Origin of the sequence: Acinetobacter bereziniae LMG 1003 = CIP 70.12 (assembly GCF_000368925.1) — a bacterium.
Lineage (GTDB): Bacteria > Pseudomonadota > Gammaproteobacteria > Pseudomonadales > Moraxellaceae > Acinetobacter > Acinetobacter bereziniae.
In genome coordinates this window covers 1,538,424-1,558,909 of record NZ_KB849756.1, presented here as the reverse complement: position 1 = coordinate 1,558,909, position 20,486 = coordinate 1,538,424, and the positions used below count along the sequence as shown (strand labels likewise).

Genomic DNA, 20,486 nt, shown 5'->3' with positions numbered 1-20,486 from the left:
TTTCTTCCCCAAAAAAGAAACAGCGCCTGATCAATCAGACGCTGAATTTTAACATAGTTTGTCTACATCTTAGAATTTATAGTTAATGTTAAATACACCTTTACGACCTTCACCTGGCATCGCCCAACCATTGTTACGAATATGGGTATAGTACTTTTCATCACTTAAGTTTTGTCCTAATAATTGGAAACTTAAATCTTTGTTGTAGCTATATGTCACAGAGGCATTGTGAATCAAATAATCATCAGATTTGATCTGTTGTACAAGATTATTTGTCGCTGAACGTGTGCTTAAATACATTTCACCTTGATAGGTTAAACCGTATCCAGCTTGCCATTGATCATTAAGTTGATAAGTGGTCCATAAGCTACCTGAAACTTTCGGAACATTGACTAACTTATCGCCTTTTTGAAAATCAATATTGGGTGAACCATTGACTTTGGTTTGATCATATTTACCCTCCATATAGGCTGCACTTGCTGTGATGTTCCATTTAGGTGTTATTTCACCGGCTAAACCAAACTCAACACCCTGAACATAGTTTTTACCATCTAATTTTGCATCAGGCTGTCCCGGTATATCATTGGTTACACGGACTTTATCCTGTTCATTGCGGAATATTGCGGCAGAAATTAAGAAGTTAGGATTTGCTTGCCACTTCGCACCAACTTCATAGGCAACAGCATTTTCAGGATCAGTACTACAAGAGTTTGCTGTGATTGCATTATTGGTAATGGTTTGAGAACATCCACCACTTGCAGTGTTTTGTACAGGCTTTTGAGCATTGGCATAAGACAAATACAGACTGGTTGCAGGCGTTGACTTAAACGTTAAGCCAGCATTATAGGAAATTAAATTATCAGATTGTTTGTAGTTTTGACCACGAGTCACGGCTGCTGTAGTTGTAGAAACAGTGTCTGAACGATATTGACCATCAGTATAGTCATTACGTACACCAAGGTTGAGTAACCATTGTTCACCGAACTTTAAAGTGTCAAACACATACGCGGAATAAACATTTAAATAGCCTTCAGCTACACCTGTTTTACGGAAGTTTGTTGGACCATGCCAAAAGTTATCTGGATTATATACATTCATGTAAAGCGGTGTTGTAATGGAACTACCAGCAGATGAACCATTTGAATTATATAAATACCCAGCTGTTGTAATTGAATAGTCTTCACGACTAAAACCTACACCAGCGACAACAGCATGATCAATGATTCCTGTTTTAAATTGCATATTGATATTGGTGTCATTGGCAAATTGTTTATTGTGGGTATCTCGATAATAGCCACGGGGACCAGAAATATAATAAGAACCATTTGGTACTGTAATGGTCGTTGAACCAGAAGTCACACTACAATTCTTATAACCTGTTTGATTTGTATTTGTGATCGCTGTTGGTGATGTACCATCTGCTAAGCAGAAGGTTCCCTGTGGTGCAGATACAGTCGCTTTTTGTTCAATATCACTATAACGGGTGATTGAGTTGAGTTTTGCGTTAGGGCTGATTTCGCTTTCTACTTTGAATGTGACAACTTGATTTTCAATATTTTGTTGATCTAGATTGCGATAACCATAGCTGTTTTTATCTGAAATCCCCTTGACTGATTTGCCATTATAGTAAGGCACGCCGTATTGTGGGGCATTTTCATCTTTTTGATAAAGGTAAGATAACGTTGCTTTGGTCGTATCACTTATGCCAAATGTAACCGAAGGGGCAATTCCCCAGCGCTTCATTTCTTCATCACGACCAGCATAAGTGTTTTGATGCCCCATAACGTTTAGGCGGAATGCTAAATCTTGATCTACAACTTTATTAAAATCACCAGTAAAGCGTTTATAATTGTCTGAACCGAATCCCAATGTGATTTCATTGCTATCACGGTTTTTAGGCGTTTTTGAAACTAAATTGACACCACCACTAATTTGACCTACGCCGTTTTCAACAGAGTTTGCGCCTTTGATGACTTCAACAGCTTCATAGTTGAATAAATCTGAACGGTTGGTTAAGGCTGCGTCTCGTAAACCATCAACCGTGGTGTTGTAGGTTGCGTCGTATCCGCGCAGATTGATTTTATCTCCATAACCACCACCACCTTCACCCGCACCGAAACTTATACCTGGGGTCGTTGCTAATGCCTGCTGCAATGAAAGTAAACCTTGATCTTTAAGTGCTTTTTCAGTGATCACTTGTACTGTCTTAGCTGTATCTAAAACCCTTTCTGTCCGTTTGGTCGAGGAAGTTTTAGGTGCTAAATAGGATGCATTTTGTTCTGCACGTGCCTGAATTGTTGGAAGTTGGGTAGGAGTTTCCTCAGCAGCAGCAAACGCTAAATTGGGTAAAGCAATTGCCAATGCAACTGTTTTCACTTTTTTGTTTTTTACAGAATACTTTCGAGCCATTTTTGCATCCATCGCAGATCATATTGAACTTATCCACTACTGCGCAAAGACTTTTATGTCGCAATAATGGAGAAATTGTTAAGGTATGTAATCAATATTGCGAATTCTAATGATAATTATTTTCATTAACAATGTGTGTAAATAATTATTCATACGGAAAAACTGTTTAATTCATTCAATATAATTAAAGAAAGCTATAGAAGATATGATTGATTGAATTTGATCATATTGCTGAAATATAGTGTATTTTTAATGATTGGTAAAAAATAACTATTGGAAATTATAGGATAATTTTTTAGTGAGAATTAATAACAGTGAGGTTTATCTTTAATTGAAGGAATAACAAGCTAAATTATACGAAAAAAATGGCCCCCTATGAAAAGGAGCCATTTCAATTTAATTTTTAAAGTATTAACTATTAATATTTAAAGTTGATCGACAATACTGCATTACGACCTTCAGCCTCTGTTGCATAGTGTGATGCATAGGCTTTGGTGAAATAACGTTTATCTGAAAGGTTGTTTAGATTTAATTGTAGATCAACATTTTTGTTAACGTTATAACGTGCCATTGCATCGTAGCGAACATAGCCTGGAACAAATTTAGTATTGGCAGCATCGCCGTAAACTTTATCCATCGCTATTGCCCCAACACCTAAATTCAATTGTGGAAGCACTTGATAGGTTGTCCATAGAGTGGCTGAGTTCTTCGCTACGTTTTGAACTTGATTTCCATTGGTTGAACTTGGAGAATAAGTTCCATCAGTATTTTTTGTAAAACCAGCATCTACGATTTCACTATCTAGATAGGTATAACCTGCACTGATTGCCCATTTATTGGTAATATTACCATTCGCACCTAATTCAATACCATCTACACGAGTTTCACCAATATTACGTGTGAAACCATCAGTGTCTAATGCACGTGTATTTTCTTTCTCAGTACGGAAAATAGCTGCTGTTAAATTTAACTTATCACCAAACAGATCCCATTTTGTTCCAATTTCATAGGTTTTAACTTCTTCTGGCTTTAAGTTATTAATTGCACGAGATTGTTCATCAGTGGTGTTACGTCCTGGAACACTAATTCCTTCAGAACCATCACCAGCATCCACACCGACAGGGTTTGCTGAAGTTGCATAGCTTAAATAAATGGAACCATTTTCAGCAGGCTTAAAAGTTACGCCTAATTGGTAGTTAAAGAAGTCGTTATCAGAGGTATAATGTGTGCCAGCTTTAATTGCTGTCGCGCCTGAACCTGAATCTTGATTATATTTCATGTCAGTTTCGAATTTATCCCAGCGAACACCCAAATCGAGTAACCATTGAGGCGTAATTTCAATATTATCTAAAGCATAGACTGATTGTGTTTTAGAGGTAATATTGGTTACATTTGGATTAGCAGTTACTTTCCCTAGCCATGCATCATGAGAGTTAGGATTGTTTAAATCAGTACACCAACCATTAGAGTTTGTCAGCGAACATGCGTTATTTGCATTGTTATTACTTGAACTACCGCCAATTTTTGATGTATTCGGGTCTGTAACTATATTCGTTCCACGATCAGAATCTTGTTTTGAGTATTCTGCACCGATATTAAACTTATGTTTGAAAGCACCTGTATTTAGTTTACCTGTTAAAGCCAATTGATCAGTAAAACTGTCGGTGCTTGTAAGATTGGTGTTCACACGACGCCAAACTTTACCATTGACAATGTTGCCTTGGCTGTCATCTGGTTGAGTCCATAGGTAATTATTTTTTGATTTATTATAAACAGCAGTATTACTTAGCGTAAGGTTTTCTGTGAGATCATGTTCTAATTTTAATGTACCACTTTGATTTTCCTGTTTTTGGAAATCGCGATCTAACCAACCATAATAAATGCCTTGCTTAACATCGACAGGCTTGCCAACAGTTGCTTTTTTAGAAACATCATAATTATATGGAACACCTGAATCGGGTGTATCGTCTGATTTTAAGTAATAATAACTTAGAGTTGCACGAGTTGGCGTGTCTAAACCAAAAGTAATACTAGGCGCGATCCCTGCACGTTTGTATTCTGCGCCATCATCTTGCCCAGCTTTTTCGTTGTGATGTCCCATCACCGCAACACGTGCAGCAATACCATTACCAAAATCTTTATTTCCATCTAGGGTAATACGTTGGTAATTGTCTGTACCACCAGCGACAGAACCTTCTAGAAAGTCACCTTTTTTAGCGACTTTAGAAATCATATTAATGCTACCACCTGAAGTTCCAGCACCGCCCATAGCAGAGGCTGAACCTTTGGTTACTTCTACTTGCTCAACTGCAAACATTTCACGGTTTTGTGAAGTTGAATTACGAACCCCATCTATATACATTGAACTTTCAGAGTTATAACCACGGATAAATGGACGGTCACCATTTGGGTTACCACCTTCACCCGCCCCCAAAGTAATTCCTGGTACTGTACGAAGTGCATCGGCAAGTGTTGTGACTTGCGTATCTTCAATAAGTTTTTTTGAAATAACTGATACCGACTTAGGTGTATCAAGAAGTGGGGCAACAAATTTTGTATTAGCCGACTGATCTACTTTTAAACTTTGTTCTGCAGTTGCTTGTGCTTTAATTGTTGGTAGTTTTGCGATTTCGTCCTGAGCGATAGCTGACGTTGCAATAACTGAAAGTGATGAAGCGATTGCTCTGCTAACAATCTTTTTGCGTGATTTGATAAATGACATACTTTAACTCACAAAGAGTAGTGTAAATTTGTATGCGAATAATAATAATTCTTATTTTTTTATGCATTAGTTTGTGATTGTATTTGCCGATTGAATTAGAGAAACTTGAAGTAAAAATAAATAAATTTAGCTGTTAGTTTTGAGTTAATGGATTGAAAGAAATAATTTTTTTATACTTGTTAAATATTTCAAAATGTAAAAAAAAGTGAAGCGTGTGTAAATAAAATTTTAGATTTAGGTAAATTCATCAAAATGTATTTAATCCTGAGAAATGAATTGATTTAATTTTTTGTTTAAAAACTCAGCATAAAGATAAAAACAATCATTGAAATAAAATGATTTACACAGGTGTTTTGTATATATTCAAATGTTGTCATATAATGTGGCACTTTTTGAAAAACTGTAATTATTAAATTCTATCGAGGAAGCCATGCAAGTAACTTCTGAAGCGGTTTCGGGCGTTGCCCGTCGTTTAAATGTATCTGTACCGACGAGCCGTATTAACGAGCAGTTTGAAGCTCGCTTGAAACGCACTGCTAAAACTGTGAAGATTAACGGCTTCCGTCAAGGTAAAGTGCCTGTAAATGTTGTACGTCGTGAATATGGCGCGGGTATTTATCAAGAAGTTGTCAACGATATTATTCGTGACACCGTATTTGAAGCAATTCAACAAGAAAAAATCAATGCTGTTGGTATGCCAAACATCGACAAAGTTGAAAACAAAGATGATGCTTTAGTTTATCAAGCAACTGTTGAGGTTTATCCTGAAGTTGAAGTTAAATTTGATGGTCTAGAAGTATCTCGTAAATCGTCTGAAGTTACAGACAAAGATGTTGACGTGATGCTTGAAAACCTTCAAAAGCAACGTGCTGAGTGGACTGAAACTAAAGGCATGGCGAAGAAAGACATGCAAGTGACTTTCGACTTTGAAGGTACTGTAGACGGTGAAAAGTTTGAAGGTGGTGCTGCTGAAGACTTTAAACTTGTTTTAGGTTCTGGTCGTATGATCCCTGGCTTCGAAGACGGTATCGTTGGTATGAAGAAAGGCGAAGAGAAAGTAATTGATGTTACTTTCCCTGAAGACTATCAAGCTGAAAACTTGGCTGGTAAAGCTGCGCAATTCAAAATCACAGTTAAACTTGTTGAAAAGCAAAAACTTCCTGAAATTGATGCTGAATTCCTAAAAATCTTTGGTTTAACCGAAGAAGAAGGCGTTGAAAAATTAAAAGCTGACGTTCGCAAGAACATGGAACGTGAAGTGAAAAATGGTTTGCGTAACCAAGTGAAAGGTGCAACTTTTGATGCACTTGTTGCTGCAAACGAAGTTGAAGTTCCTGAGTCTATGTTGGCTCAAGAAATTGACCGTCAACGTCAACAAATGATTCAACAATTTACTCAACAGTTTGGTGCTCAAGGTGCAAAAGCATTTGACAGCAGCATGCTTCCAGATGAGTTGTTCAAAGAGCAAGCTGAGAAATCAGTGAAGCTTGGCGTACTTGTGAGTAAAGTATTGGCTGATGCTAAACTTGAAGTAGATCAAGCACGTGTTGATGCTTATATTGAAGATATGGCTTCTTCTTATGAAGATCCAGCTGAAGTGATTGAATATTTCAAAACTGACAAGCAACAACGTGCTCAAATTGAAGGCGTTGTGTTAGAAGATCAAGTGGTTGACCACATCTTGGCTAGCGCTAAAGTGACTGATGAAGCTGTAAGCTATCAAGATTTGTTAAAAGAGCAACAAGCACGCCAACAAGGCTAAGTTGTTTGATGTTGAAAAAGGCGCTTTGGCGCCTTTTTTTATGAGTTTAAACATTGGCTTAGTTAATCTGTTCACAATACTTATGCAAAAAATATCGGATATTTAGTTGGGAATATTTTGCATTTTCAGCAATTATCCCTCATATTGTGAACATGAGTGACGTAACAAAAATTCAGGAATAAATAACGTATGTATGTTCCATCAATTGAAAGCGCTTTAGTGCCAGTAGTCGTAGAACAATCTTCACGTGGTGAGCGTTCTTTCGATATTTTTTCGCGTCTTTTACGTGAACGTGTGATTTTTTTAACGGGTGAAGTTGAAGACAACATGGCAAATCTTATTGTTGCACAAATGTTGTTTTTAGAAGCTGAAAACCCAGATAAAGATATCCATTTATATATCAATTCACCAGGCGGTTCTGTTACTGCAGGTATGGCAATTTACGATACCATGCAATTTATTAAACCTGATGTGGTGACATATTGTATGGGGCAGGCTGCATCAATGGGTGCGTTCTTATTGAATGCAGGTGCGCAGGGTAAACGTTATTGCTTGGAAAATGCTCGTGTGATGATTCACCAGCCACTAGGTGGTTTCCGTGGTCAGGCATCGGATATTGAAATCCACGCACGTGAGATTCTATTTATCAAAGAACGTTTAAACCGTTTAATGGCTGAACATAGTGGTCAGGATTACGAAACTGTTGCCAAAGATACAGATCGGGATAATTTCATGACCGCGCAGCAAGCAAAAGAATATGGTTTAGTGGATCAGGTATTAAGTAAACGACCTCAAAACTAAGCATTTATAGATATGATTTAAGAATTTGGAGTGAAAATGTCCGATCTTCCTCAAGGACAAAAGCATTGTTCATTTTGCGGTAAAACGCAGTCTGAAGTCGGTAAGCTGATTGCAGGCGAGGACGCATATATTTGTAATGAATGTGTGGATGTGTGCTTAGACTTAGTGCAAACGAGTCAACAAGTGGAAACAGGCGATTGGGCAACACGCCCATTGCCAAAACCACATGAGATTCGTGCGGCTTTGGATCAATATGTGATTGGTCAAGATACTGCTAAGAAAACGCTTTCAGTTGCTGTATATAACCATTACAAACGTTTGAAAGTTTCTCAAACTGGTCATAAGCCTAAAGATGCGGTTGAAATCGCAAAAAGTAATATCTTGCTGATCGGACCAACAGGTTCAGGTAAAACCTTGCTTGCGCAAACTTTAGCTCGTCTACTTGATGTACCTTTTGCAATGGCGGACGCGACAACATTGACTGAAGCTGGTTATGTTGGTGAAGATGTTGAAAACATTATTCAAAAGCTGTTGCAAAAAGCAGATTACGATGTAGAGAAAGCGCAAAAAGGCATTATCTACATTGACGAAATTGACAAGATTACCCGTAAATCTGAAAACCCATCAATTACGCGTGATGTCTCTGGTGAAGGTGTACAACAAGCATTGTTAAAAATGATTGAGGGTACAGTTGCATCCATTCCGCCTCAAGGTGGACGTAAACATCCACAGCAAGAGTTTATTCAGGTTGATACTGCAAATATCTTGTTCATTTGTGGTGGTGCATTCTCTGGTCTTGAAAAAGTGGTACAACAACGTCAAGAGAAAGGTGGAATTGGCTTTACTGCGGATGTGAAGAATAAGGATGATACTAAAAAAGTCTCTGAATTATTCCGTCAAGTTGAAGCAGCTGACTTAGTGAAATTTGGTTTAATTCCAGAGTTTATTGGTCGTTTACCTGTGATCGCAACTTTAGAAGAGCTTGATGAAGAAGCATTAATGCAGATTCTGACTGAGCCTAAAAATGCTTTAACACGCCAATATCAATATTTATTTGAAATGGAAAATGTTGATCTTCTCTTTGAAGACTCGGCATTACGTGCGATTGCGAAAAAGGCTTTAGAGCGTAATACAGGTGCGCGTGGTTTGCGTTCTATTTTGGAAAACGTTCTACTTGAAACGATGTATGATTTACCAAGTCGCTCTGATATTGGTACAGTCATTATCAATGAAGCAGTGATCAATGATAAAGCTGTGCCTGAGTTCAAACCTGAACGGCAACCCAAGCAAGAAAGCAATGAAGTTGAAAAAGTAGATCTAAAGGTTTTAGACAGTAAATCGGCTTAAATGTTCGATTTTACTCAATATTACTTTTGCATCTTATCTGAAACGTGTAAGTAGCTTGACTATTTACACGTTTTTTTATTTTTAAATTGTCATTGTAATGTTAAGCTCACTGTGCAGAATATTGTTTCTTAAGAATGAAAATAAAAAATACGCGGTGAGGGAAAATCATGCGTTACATCAGTCTCGTTGTTTTGATGAGTTGTGGATTAGCAGCTTGTCAGAGTCATCAATCTGTAGAACAGCAATCAACCAAAGTTGTTTCGACTTTAGATCCTATTGATTTTAAAAAAGAACAATCATTGGTTCATGAAAAGCTTGATCAATATAAAGTGAAATCTTTTTCTGTAGGTTCTTGGGTCAATCAAAAACCCGGTCAGTACTTTCATTTGGTGAAGCCACAGAATCCTCAAGCTGCTGTGATTTATTTTTATCGTCCAGATAGTCGCTGGAACAGACAAGAAATCATTCCCACCAATTTCTTTTTAAATGGTAAGCGGATTCCGAGTTTAATCAGTAATCACTACTATTGGATTGAACTTGCTGAAGGTGATTATAAATTAAGTTTAAGTCGCCCTTTAACAGTTTTTCATTTTCAAAAGCCTAAAGTTGCCTATTTCTCAGTAGAGGCGGGTGGGCAATATTTTGTCAAATATGAGGAAGAAAAATTCCGTGGTGGACCAAACGGTGAGGCAGGGCTATTACGTGTTGGACCATTGATGCAAATGCCAACTCGACAGGGCTTAAAAGAAATTGCTATGACGCAACTTAAAACACCTGGATTGAACTTTGTGGCAGAGGTGACGGCGGATGGGCGTGTGATTAAACCGCAAGAGAAAATTAAAGGTGCACCATATAAGGTGAGTGATGATGTGCACTTGGGGCAACCCTTTAAGCTTTGGAATCCAACAACTTGGTAAGCTTTTTAGTATTCAGATTAAAAAAGAGAGCGAAGCTCTCTTTTTTAATGTTTATGGGGTATTCGCTGCTTTTTTTAATTCAGCAAGTTTCTTATTTATCTCTTTAAAATCTTGTTCAGTATTTTGAAGGGTATTGCTAAGTTGAGTATTCATCATCTTCATCGTTTCTTGAGCAATTTGTGGAGACTTTTTAAGTATAGATTGCCCCACAGCACTCGAATAAAAGTCGATTTGTGCTTGTACTTCTTCCGCATTGAAAACATCTTTATAAATTTTTAGATAAAGTGGTTTGATCTGTTCCCACGATACTGTTTTTTGACTTTGAGCATACATTTTATCTGCCAATTCATTGGCAACAATTTGTTCTTGTGGACTTAATTGTTCCTTGTTTACGGACATTTTAATGATTTGATAAGCCTGCTGATCTAATTGAGGACGGATCTGTTGCATCGTTTCTTGTAAAAGTTGATCAATGTTCATCACTTTTAACAATTGTTGTACTTGTTGATCAGATGCTTGTGCTGCAAAAGCAAAATTGGCAGTTAGACATGAGCCAAGCAGCACTAAATGTTGTAATAATTTCATAATATACCTATAGGATCACGTTGTTATTTATACGACAAAGGTGTTACCCACATTCGAAAACAATATAAAGCTTTATTGGGTTTGCAGTATAGGTTTTAAAATGGCTTCCATTTTATCTTTAATCACTTTTTGATTTTCTGCTTTAAGCATTTGCTTCTGTGAGAATTTAGTGGTTTCTTGCATGACTTCAGTCATCAATAGATTCATTTTCTGATTGATCGATTGCCCTAAAGGTGTGCTGAGGAACGCAATATTGGCTTGGATTTCTTCTTCAGTAAAGGTTTTTTTAAAAAGTGATTTGAATAGAGCAAGATATTCAGGATCTGTAATCATTTTTTGTTGAACATCGCTATAGAGAGCACTAATTTGCAGTGCTGCATTTTGTTGATCAATGTTGAGTGTCTGAGCGCCAGTCACTTGCCGAACAAGATCTTCAGCTTGCTCATCAAAATAGGGCTGCATATCTCGAGTACTTTGTTTGAATATCTCGGTGATATTGGAAAGTTGCATTAATTTGTCTACGCTTTTATCTGTTGCTGGAGATGCAAAGCTCGACACTGTCATACAGCATAAACTTAAAGTTAAAGCGAACTGTTTAATTTTCATGAGTTTTCCTTTCTTTATTATCCTCTAACCGATGTAGTTGTTGAATAATTTCTCCAATTTTATTGCGATATTGCTGAATAAATTGAGGATCATTAATTGCTTTATGAATCGCAGCATTGCTTTCTATGAATATTTTCGTGTCAACATTTGCAAGTTTTGTGTACAGTGCTTGGCTTGGCGTTGTGTCATGCTGATAAAGTGCTTCAATTTCTTGAGGGCTTAACGATTCTAAAATAATTTGCTTGGTTTGACTGATAAATTGTGGATCTCGAAGAATATCTTTCGTCATTGATTGATAAACCGCGACAATTTCTGGGATGATTTGTTTTTCATTATCCGTGAGTTGTATCGTACTTATCCCATTTTTAATTAAATTTTCAGCTTGATTTTGATAAATACGTTTTACGTCTTCATTCGTTTGAAGACGCCATATTTGATTGCCAATGATACCCTGTGTGAGTCGATCAAGGGATTCACTTTCTGTATTTGAGGCAAAGCTTTGTATAGAGATCGAGAATAACAATAATACAGAAAAAATAATATATTTTATAAAGTTCATGACCTGACTCAAAATAAAAAGCACCCTAATCATAGAGTGCTTTTCAAGTGATGCTCAAGCTTAATTTCAGCTTTTATGCAGATTAATTTGCAGCATCAACAACTGGAATTTTGCCAATTTTTGCTTGCCAAATTTTTGGTGCAGTTGCATGAACAGAAGTACCATTTACATCAACAGCGACGGATACAGGCATATCTTGTACTTTGAATTTGTAAATTGCTTCCATACCTAGGTCAGCAAATGCGACAACTTCAGCTTCACGAATGGCTTTAGATACTAAATAAGCAGCACCACCAACAGCCATTAAATAAGTTGCTTTATTGTCTTTGATCGCTTCAACAGCAGCAGGACCACGATCCGCTTTACCGATCATACCGAACAAGCCAGTTGCTTCAAGGACTTGACGTGTAAACTTATCCATACGTGTTGCTGTTGTTGGACCAGCAGGACCTACAACTTCATCACCTACAGGATCTACAGGTCCTACGTAGTAAATGAATTTACCTTTTAGATCTACAGGTAACTGTTCGCCTTTATTGAGCATATCCACCATACGTTTATGCGCAGCATCACGACCTGTATAGATGGTACCATTTAATAATAATGTATCGCCCGGTTGCCACGAGTTCATTTCTTCTTGTGTGATATTGTCTAAATCAACACGTTTAGATGTTGAAGTATCCCAAGTCACTTCAGGATAATCTGAAAGTAAAGGTGCTTGAATATGTGCAATACCTGAACCGTCTAATTGGAAATGAGCATGACGAGTTGCAGCGCAGTTTGGAATCATACCGACTGGCTTACCAGCAGCATGACAAGGGTAGTCTTTAATCTTAATATCAAGAACAGTCGTCAAACCACCAAGACCTTGAGCACCAATACCTAAAGCATTCACTTTTTCAAAGATTTCAATACGTAGTTCTTCGATTTGGTTCTGTGGACCGCGGCGAAGTAATTCGTCCATATTGATTTCTTCCATGAGCGATTCTTTTGCAAGCATCATGGCTTTTTCAGCAGTACCACCAATACCGATACCGAGCATACCAGGAGGGCACCAACCTGCACCCATCGTTGGTACAGTTTTAAGCACCCAGTCTACGATCGAGTCAGAAGGGTTCAACATTGCCAGTTTAGATTTATTCTCTGAACCACCACCTTTCGCTGCAACAGTAATATCGACTTTATTGCCTGGAACGAGTTTGTAGTGAATTACAGCAGGTGTATTGTCTTTGGTATTTTTGCGACCAAAAGCTGGATCTGCTAAAACTGAAGCACGGAGTACGTTGGTGTTTTCTAAATAACCTTGGCGTACACCTTCATTGATCGCATCATCTAAGCTCATGGTTAAATCAAATTTAACATCTAAGCCCACGTCAACAAATACGTTAACAATACCAGTATCTTGACAGATTGGACGATGACCTTCTGCACACATACGTGAGTTAATTAAGATTTGTGCAATTGCATCCTTTGCAGCTTGGTTCTCTTCACGATCATAAGCACGGCTCATCGCTTGGATAAAGTCTTGTGGATGATAGTACGAAATAAACTGAAGCGCGTCCTTGACCGATGTGATCAAGTCATCTTGTTTGATAATAGTTGTCATATCAAAAATCTCTTGAGCGGGCTGTTAGCTAGCGGGCTGAATTATACGTGATATTGCTTGTTTTGTGGTGGCTTTGATGGATTTTTAGGCTAAAGTTTTATTATTTTATTTGGGCTAAAAACTTTATACTGATGATAGAATAAAAGCTTGCAATGGGCACAGAAGCGTTATGGGAAAGCATACTCATCTTGCAGATAATATTATTGAAATTTATAACAATAAAGCCTACGCATGGACTGCATTAAGAGGGTCTTGTTTATATGAGAAAGTATGGTTAGATCGGTTTTTAAAATTACTCCCACAACACTCAAATATATTGGACTTAGGTTGCGGTTCAGGACAACCCATAGCGGCTTATTTGATTGAGCAAAGCCATAATGTGACGGGTGTAGACAGTTCAGAAGAAATGCTGGATATGGCGCGAGAAAATTTTCCTGAAGATCTGTTTCCAAACTGTACTTGGATTCAAGCGGATATGCGCACAGTTGAACTGATTGAAAAGTTTCAGGGGATTTTAGCTTGGGATAGTTTTTTCCATTTATCAACTGAGTGGCAAAGGGCAATGTTTCAACGATTTGATCGTTTTGCAACACAGGGGACGGTTTTAATGTTTACCAGTGGACCTACATTTGGAGAGCAAATTGGAGATCTGTTTGGAGAACCTCTATATCATGCCAGTTTATCGCCAGAAGAATATATCCAATTATTCCATAATTACGGCTTTAAAGTGATCAATAGGGTCGTAGAAGACCCTAATTGTACGGGACATACAGTTTGGTTGGTGCAAAGGAAATAATTGGTGTTCATTTAATCAATTGAATAAAATAGTTAAATAATTATAAGTGTGATAAATATCACATAAATAGCACAAGAATATTTTAATTATTTTTTTGAATTTTATAGATATTTTTTATAATTATTTAGTTCTTACTTAAGATTGTTATTAGTTTATTTCAATAAAAATATGCTCAAATAAGGAGAAAATGGTTGTTTATGTGCAGAGATTGATATGTTTATGTAAAAAATTATGAAAATTTGTATTATAATGATAATTATTATCATTACAATTTTTTGAGGATGCAATGCGTTTTGTCAAAAAAAGCTTAACACTCATGATGCTATCAACGGGATGCCTGTTTGTTTCCACTCAGGCATTTTCTGATTCTGATACGGTTAAACAAGAACAAAAAACCAATACAGCAACACTTCCCACCATTGTGATTGAAGCAATGGCAGATGGTGACCCCATTAAAACCTATGTGGACTATAAACAGGCCAGTGTGACGCGAAATGGTTTGGATAAGAAAGATATTCCTCAAACTGTAGATACGATTGATGTGTCTAAATATAAGTTGTATGGCGCAAATGATTTAAGCGTGATGTTACAGGGAACTCCTGGTGTTTCGACCAGTTATGACACGAGAAATGATGGAATCACTATTCGTGGATTCAATGCCGATGAGAATGATATCTATCGTGATGGGATTCGTGAAAGCGGACAATACCGACGCAGTACCGCCAATGTTGAACGTATTGAAATACTCAAAGGACCAGCTTCTGTGCTCTATGGACGAAGTTCAGGCGGTGGCGTGATTAATATGGTGACCAAGGTTGCCAATTTTGACTCAAAAAGTTCAATTGGTGCTTATGTTGGGTCTTATGATAACGTTGGTGGCGTCATTGATTTCAATAAGGTACTTAATGACAACTGGGCTGTGCGTTTAGTCGGTGAAAAGTCAGATACCAATAGTTTCCGCTCGGGAATAGGTTTTAATCAGGAAATGTTATCTCCAAGTTTGACCTATCGTAGTGATGACGAAAAATTACTTTGGACGACTGAATATACTTATGACAGTTTAAACAGAACGCCCGATCGTGGTCCAGTCTATAATGAGTTGCCATCAGGGGTTTCAATTAAAACGGGCTTTGCAGGTACAAATGATAATATTGTTGATGAAACCAAGTCATTTAGAACTGATCTGAAATATGAATTTGCACCAAATTGGAAATTTCATTGGGCATTGAGTCATCGTGAATCTTTTCAAGATTTTGATAACTTCTTTAGCGGTACATGGTGTTCAGCTGCAGGTTTGCTAAATGATGGTAAAAAATGCGACTGGCAAGGAAAAATTCGTCAAAACTATGCTTGGCAGCAAACCACCAATAAAACACTCTTAAATACCTTTGACATTACAGGTCAATTTAAAACAGGTGTTTTAGACCATAAGGTTATGTTTGGTAGTGATTGGTCAAATGAAAAACGAGAACCAATTTTAGGGAATTATTCAAGTGGTAGCAGTGCTGGACTCTATTATCGTTATGTCAATCCATTTGATACGTCTGATAGTTATTTATCTGATGGTTGGTCTAAGCTCAATGGTTCTCGTCCAGCAGAAACCTCTCACACTAAAACCGATGCAAGCTCTTTAAGCTTCTTCTTACAAGACCTAATTTCATTTAATGAAAAATATAAAATGATGTTAGGTGTTCGTTACGATAGTTATGATTTTGCGACCAATGATGTTCGTAATCAGCGTAAACGTTCATATCGGGATGATAGTTTAAGCCCAAATATTGGTTTTGTTTGGCAACCAGTTGAGAGTCAAAGTTTTTATACCTCTTATAGTAAAAGTTTCTCTCCTTATGGTGGTCGAGGATTGTTATTGGTGAGTACAACGGTAAGTCCAAGTACATACGATGCTGAACCGCAATATAATGAGCAATATGAGATTGGGGTAAAAAGTGATTGGTTGGATGGTCGTTTAAATACCCAGCTTTCTGTATTCGATATTACTAAAAATAACATACGTTACCAGCCTGACTCTGTGAACAGACCAAATGATTGGGAAGTAGGGCAGAAGCAACAATCGCAAGGTGTAGAGTTTAGTTTTATTGGTCAAGTCTTGGATAATCTTTATGTACGAGGCGGCTATGGTTATACCGATGCTAAATGGAAAAATGATAGCCGAACTACAGTGAGGGAAGAAGACCGACTTAAAGGTAAAAAGCTCGCAAAAATTTCTGAAAATACGGGCAACCTATTTGTACGTTATTTACCAACAGAGAAATGGTATGGTGAAGTGGGTGCGACTTATGTTGGCTCGTATTATACTACTGATAAAAATTTAATAAAAATGCCAGACTGGACTCGTGTCGATGCAGCAGTAGGGTATAAAGATGATAAATGGGGTGCAACATTTGCTGTGAATAATCTCACTGATAAAGAATATTGGCGTTCAAACTCTATGCCAGGGACACCAAGAAACTATCTGTTCCGTGTGAATTATTATTTCTAAGTCCTGTGAAATAACTTGCTATGTGCCTTTTATTGATTTGAATTATGGTATTGGGCACAGAGCTGGTTGAGTTATAGAAACAACAAAATAAAAACCCACGCAAATAATTTGAGTGGGTTTTTTATCTGTATAAAAAGCTTATTGCGTTGCTTGTTGTTCTGATTGAATCGCCGTCAATGCTATGGTAAATACAATATCATCAACCAATGCACCACGGGACAAGTCATTCACAGGTTTGTTCAAACCTTGTAACATAGGACCAACACTCACCACATTGGCTGAGCGCTGAACTGCTTTATAGGTGGTATTTCCTGTATTGAGATCAGGGAAAATAAAGACATTGGCACGACCTGCAACCTGAGAGTCTGGTGCTTTAGAACGCCCCACACTTTCCACAGACGCAGCATCATATTGTAATGGTCCATCAATCAACAAATCTGGGCGACGTTGTTTGGCAATTTCGGTTGCTTTAGCCACTTTCTCCACTTCTGCACCAGCGCCTGAAGTCCCAGTCGAATAGGAAATCATCGCAATACGTGGGTCAATACCAAAAGCTTTTGCTGAATCTGCTGACTGAATCGCAATCTCTGCCAGTTGTTCAGCATCTGGATCTGGATTAATCGCACAATCTCCGTACACATACACTTCATCAGGCAAGAGCATAAAGAAGATTGAGGATACTAAAGAGTATTCAGGGGCTGTTTTAATCAGTTGGAAAGCGGGGCGAACAGTATTGGCTGTAGTATGTACTGCACCTGATACCAAGCCATCCACTTGATCTAATGCCAACATCATCGTCCCTAACACTACAGTGTCTTGAAGTTGTTCACGTGCCTGCAATTCATTGAGTTTACCTTTACGCAGTTCAACCATTTGCGCGACATAGTTTTCACGAATAAGGTCAGGGTCAATAATTTCTAAATCAGCGGGTAATTCGATGTTGCGGGCTTTAGCCACATCAAAAACAGCTTCAGGTTTTGCTAACAATACACATTGTGCAATTCCACGAGATTGGCAAATGGCTGCTGCCTGAATGGTACGTGGTTCATCACCCTCTGGAAGTACAATACGTTTTTTTGCTGCAATTGATTTTTGCACCAATTCATGACGGAATGCAGAAGGAGAGAGGCGAGGTTTATAATCACCATTGAGGATTTGAAGTAACCAATCTTGATCAATATGACTAGAAACAAAACGAGTGACTTGATCCGCTCGCTCTGTATCATCTACAGGAATTTCATTCCCTAGATTTGCCAATTGTTGCGCAGTTTCAAATGTACTGAGTGGTGTGTGTAAAATCGGTAAGCCATTTTTAATTGCAGATTGGCAGAACTCTAAAACCAATGGATTAGGTTCATGATGTTCAGTAAGAACTAAACCTGCAAGTGGAATACCATTGCTGGTGGCTAAGCTACTTGCCAACAGGACATCAATACGATCGGATGCACTGATAATTAATTCGCCAGCAACAAACTTTTGTAATTCATGCTCAATATTTGAAGCAATCAAACTGCTGTGCAAAACACGGCGTGTGTTGGCTTTACCTTGATTAATCCATGTTGCCTGAATCTGTTTTGCGAGATCAGAGATGCGGGGTACACTCAATGTATCACTGAAAGGCACCAATCCAATGATTGGGAAAACTGCTGAGCCAATGTGAGCATGTGTTTTCTGAATTTCAGTTTTGAATTTTTCGGTATCAGAGATTAAACGTAGACTTGGGTCAATGGTCACTGGAATTTGAGCAGATTCCTCTGGTAAGCCACGTGTACGCATAAACAATACACCTGCATTACGCGTAGATGAAGCACCTCCAAAGTTACGTAATTGTGCTTCGACTTTTTCAGCAGTATATTCAGGTCGATTGATGTCGGCATTGCTGACAAAGATAACTTTTGCATCTAGTGCTTGTGCCAAAGAAGCATTCAGATCACTGGCAAAAGCATCACGCGCTGTCGGGACTAAACCTTCGACAATAATAATGTCATGTGATTTAGCCACTTGACGCTGTAAACTCACTGCTTCTTCTAAAAGCTCATCAGTTTCGCCATCATTTAACTGTTGAGTAATTTTTGCATAAGTAATCGGTTCAACAGTGTCTAATTTTGAAATATGGCGATACAGAGCTGTTGTGCGATCTGGTTCTGCTTGTAATTCTTGTGAAAATGGTTTGACGAAGCCTGCTTTAACACCTTGGCATTCCAAAGCATAAACTAAGCCTAGGCATGCAGAAGTTAATCCGACACCTTCCCCAGTTGGAACCAACAGAATTGTTTTCATAGACTATTCTTTAATAAATTAAAAGATTGAAATTTGTATATACAAGAAGATCACAAAGCAGAATACACTATTTGACGCAAAATCTTTATTCATCGATACATTTGAGTCAAATACTTAGAGTTTCTGTAATTAGCGACATGATTGTATGACTTTTATTCAAAGATTACAGGAACTCTAAAATGTATAATTTTTTGCTTTGTTGTAGATCATGCTTTTAAGAATTTCATGATCTCACAACGGATCATCTTGGCACAGATTATTGTTAACGACAGTTTAAGCTGTCGCAACATCTGATTCAGGCTTTTTTGCAGCCTGTTGTACCTCATGCTCAACCACATGCACTGTTTCTTTGGCAATACGACCTTCTTCATCCGTAGGAACAACCCAAATTTGCGGACCTGTTCCTGCATCGATACGACCTTCAGTGCCGCGTTTTAAACCATCATTTTGTTCTTTGCTTAGGTTAAAACCGAAGTGTGGTAGGTATGACACGGTTTTTTCACGAATATATGCTGAATTTTCGCCAATACCACCTGTGAAGAATAAACCATCGATACGCGGTAAGCCACAGCTTAACGCCGCGAGTGATTTTGCTAAACGATAACAGAATACTTCTATGGCTAAAGTGGCATCTTCGTTGCCTTGTTCTGAAGCTTCAATCAAAGTACGCATATCGTTAGAAAGATCAGATAAGCCGAGCAAACCTGATTGGCTATTCAGCATTTTATCAATTTTATAAATATCCCAGCCTAGATTAGACGCGAGGAAGCTATGAATACTTGGATCTACATCACCACTACGTGTCCCCATCACCACGCCTTCAAGTGGCGTAAGTCCCATTGAAGTATCTACACTTTGACCATTCCAAATTGCGCATGTCGAGCTACCATTACCCAAATGTGCAGTTAACCAACCACCATGTTTATAGCTACCAGCAAGTTCAGAACCACGTTCAGAAACATAGGCATGGCTAGTACCGTGGAAACCATAACGACGAACATTGTGTTGGGTATAAAGAAATTTTGGCAATGCATAACGATAAGCATGTGCAGGCATGGTTTGATGGAATGCAGTATCAAATACAGCCACCTGCGGTAGTTCTGGGAATAGACGCATTGTTGCATCAATACCGACTAGGTGAGCAGGGTTATGCAGTGGAGCTAAAGGTGTTGCTTCACGAATTTTTTCTACAATTTCAGGTGTAAGCAATTCTGCTTTGGTCAATGTACCACCATGAACAACACGATGACCAATTGCCTTCGGTTGATATTGTGATAAACGACTCAAGATGGTTTCAAGAGCTTTTTCATGGTCTGCATGTGGAATGGAGAGTTCAAGTGGCTGATTGCCCGCAGTGATCCCTTTAATACGTGCATCAGCAGAGCCAAGGTTTTCTGCTAAACCAAAGATCCGATCTTCACGACGTTCAGAAACAAGCGCATATTTGATTGATGAAGATCCGCAGTTAATTACTAATACTGATGTAGACACGTTTTAATACCCGAAATTGTAATTTGAAAAAGTCATCCTGATTGATCTGATTACGCTTTATTTATAGGGCCAATTAGATCAGTAGTGATGTTGTACCATGTGTAG

At 38.1% G+C, this 20,486-nt stretch carries 14 protein-coding genes; 6 read left to right on the top strand and 8 right to left on the bottom strand.

Annotated features, from left to right (window positions below):
* Positions 1–69 precede the first annotated feature (69 nt).
* Together F938_RS17015 and F938_RS17010 are read right to left on the bottom strand one after the other, a co-directional pair.
* Entirely contained in the window at positions 70–2,409 is a 2,340-nt protein-coding gene (locus F938_RS17015; protein WP_005033745.1) for a TonB-dependent receptor, read from the bottom strand.
* A gap of 418 nt (positions 2,410–2,827) precedes the next feature.
* The gene (locus tag F938_RS17010) at positions 2,828–5,131 is read right to left on the bottom strand and encodes a TonB-dependent receptor (protein ID WP_005033743.1); all 2,304 of its coding nucleotides are present in this window, start codon (positions 5,129–5,131) and stop codon (positions 2,828–2,830) included.
* Positions 5,132–5,561: 430 nt separating this feature from the next.
* Here F938_RS17010 and tig point away from each other — a divergent pair, with 430 nt between their 5' ends.
* The 4 genes from tig (at position 5,562) to F938_RS16990 (ending at position 9,958) form a co-directional block, all read left to right on the top strand.
* A complete protein-coding gene (gene tig, locus F938_RS17005) occupies positions 5,562–6,893 on the top strand; it encodes a trigger factor (RefSeq protein ID WP_004830173.1) in 1,332 nt (443 codons plus the stop codon).
* Between the two features lie 189 nt (positions 6,894–7,082).
* On the top strand, positions 7,083–7,694 hold the full coding sequence (clpP, locus tag F938_RS17000) for an ATP-dependent Clp endopeptidase proteolytic subunit ClpP (protein WP_005033741.1): 612 nt from the start codon (positions 7,083–7,085) through the stop codon (positions 7,692–7,694).
* Positions 7,695–7,730: 36 nt separating this feature from the next.
* On the top strand, positions 7,731–9,041 hold the full coding sequence (gene clpX / locus F938_RS16995; protein ID WP_005033739.1) for an ATP-dependent Clp protease ATP-binding subunit ClpX: 1,311 nt from the start codon (positions 7,731–7,733) through the stop codon (positions 9,039–9,041).
* Between the two features lie 167 nt (positions 9,042–9,208).
* A complete protein-coding gene (locus F938_RS16990; RefSeq protein ID WP_005033736.1) occupies positions 9,209–9,958 on the top strand; it encodes a DUF2846 domain-containing protein in 750 nt (249 codons plus the stop codon).
* 51 nt (positions 9,959–10,009) lie between these two features.
* Here F938_RS16990 and F938_RS16985 read toward each other — a convergent pair whose 3' ends face one another.
* The 4 genes from F938_RS16985 to F938_RS16970 form a co-directional block, all read right to left on the bottom strand.
* A complete protein-coding gene (locus tag F938_RS16985; RefSeq protein WP_005033734.1) occupies positions 10,010–10,543 on the bottom strand; it encodes a DUF2059 domain-containing protein in 534 nt (177 codons plus the stop codon).
* 72 nt (positions 10,544–10,615) lie between these two features.
* Positions 10,616–11,149, bottom strand: a complete 534-nt coding sequence (locus F938_RS16980) for a DUF2059 domain-containing protein (RefSeq protein ID WP_005033732.1) — start codon at positions 11,147–11,149, stop codon at positions 10,616–10,618.
* On the bottom strand, positions 11,139–11,708 hold the full coding sequence (locus F938_RS16975; RefSeq protein ID WP_005033731.1) for a hypothetical protein: 570 nt from the start codon (positions 11,706–11,708) through the stop codon (positions 11,139–11,141). The genes F938_RS16980 and F938_RS16975 overlap by 11 nt, the downstream gene beginning before the upstream one ends.
* Before the next feature lie 82 nt (positions 11,709–11,790).
* Complete coding sequence (locus F938_RS16970) at positions 11,791–13,314, bottom strand: fumarate hydratase (RefSeq protein ID WP_005033728.1); 1,524 nt, start codon at positions 13,312–13,314, stop codon at positions 11,791–11,793.
* Between the two features lie 169 nt (positions 13,315–13,483).
* Between F938_RS16970 and F938_RS16965 the strand changes: the two genes are divergently transcribed.
* Complete coding sequence (locus F938_RS16965) at positions 13,484–14,110, top strand: class I SAM-dependent methyltransferase (RefSeq protein ID WP_005033726.1); 627 nt, start codon at positions 13,484–13,486, stop codon at positions 14,108–14,110.
* Positions 14,111–14,396: 286 nt separating this feature from the next.
* A complete protein-coding gene (locus F938_RS16960; protein WP_005033724.1) occupies positions 14,397–16,610 on the top strand; it encodes a TonB-dependent receptor in 2,214 nt (737 codons plus the stop codon).
* 138 nt (positions 16,611–16,748) lie between these two features.
* On the opposite strand, the gene pta is transcribed toward F938_RS16960, so the two are convergent.
* Together pta and F938_RS16950 are read right to left on the bottom strand one after the other, a co-directional pair.
* Positions 16,749–18,890, bottom strand: coding sequence for a phosphate acetyltransferase (pta, locus tag F938_RS16955; RefSeq protein WP_005033721.1), 2,142 nt, complete (start codon positions 18,888–18,890; stop codon positions 16,749–16,751).
* A gap of 273 nt (positions 18,891–19,163) precedes the next feature.
* Complete coding sequence (locus F938_RS16950; protein WP_004830154.1) at positions 19,164–20,381, bottom strand: acetate/propionate family kinase; 1,218 nt, start codon at positions 20,379–20,381, stop codon at positions 19,164–19,166.
* Positions 20,382–20,486: the final 105 nt, after the last annotated feature.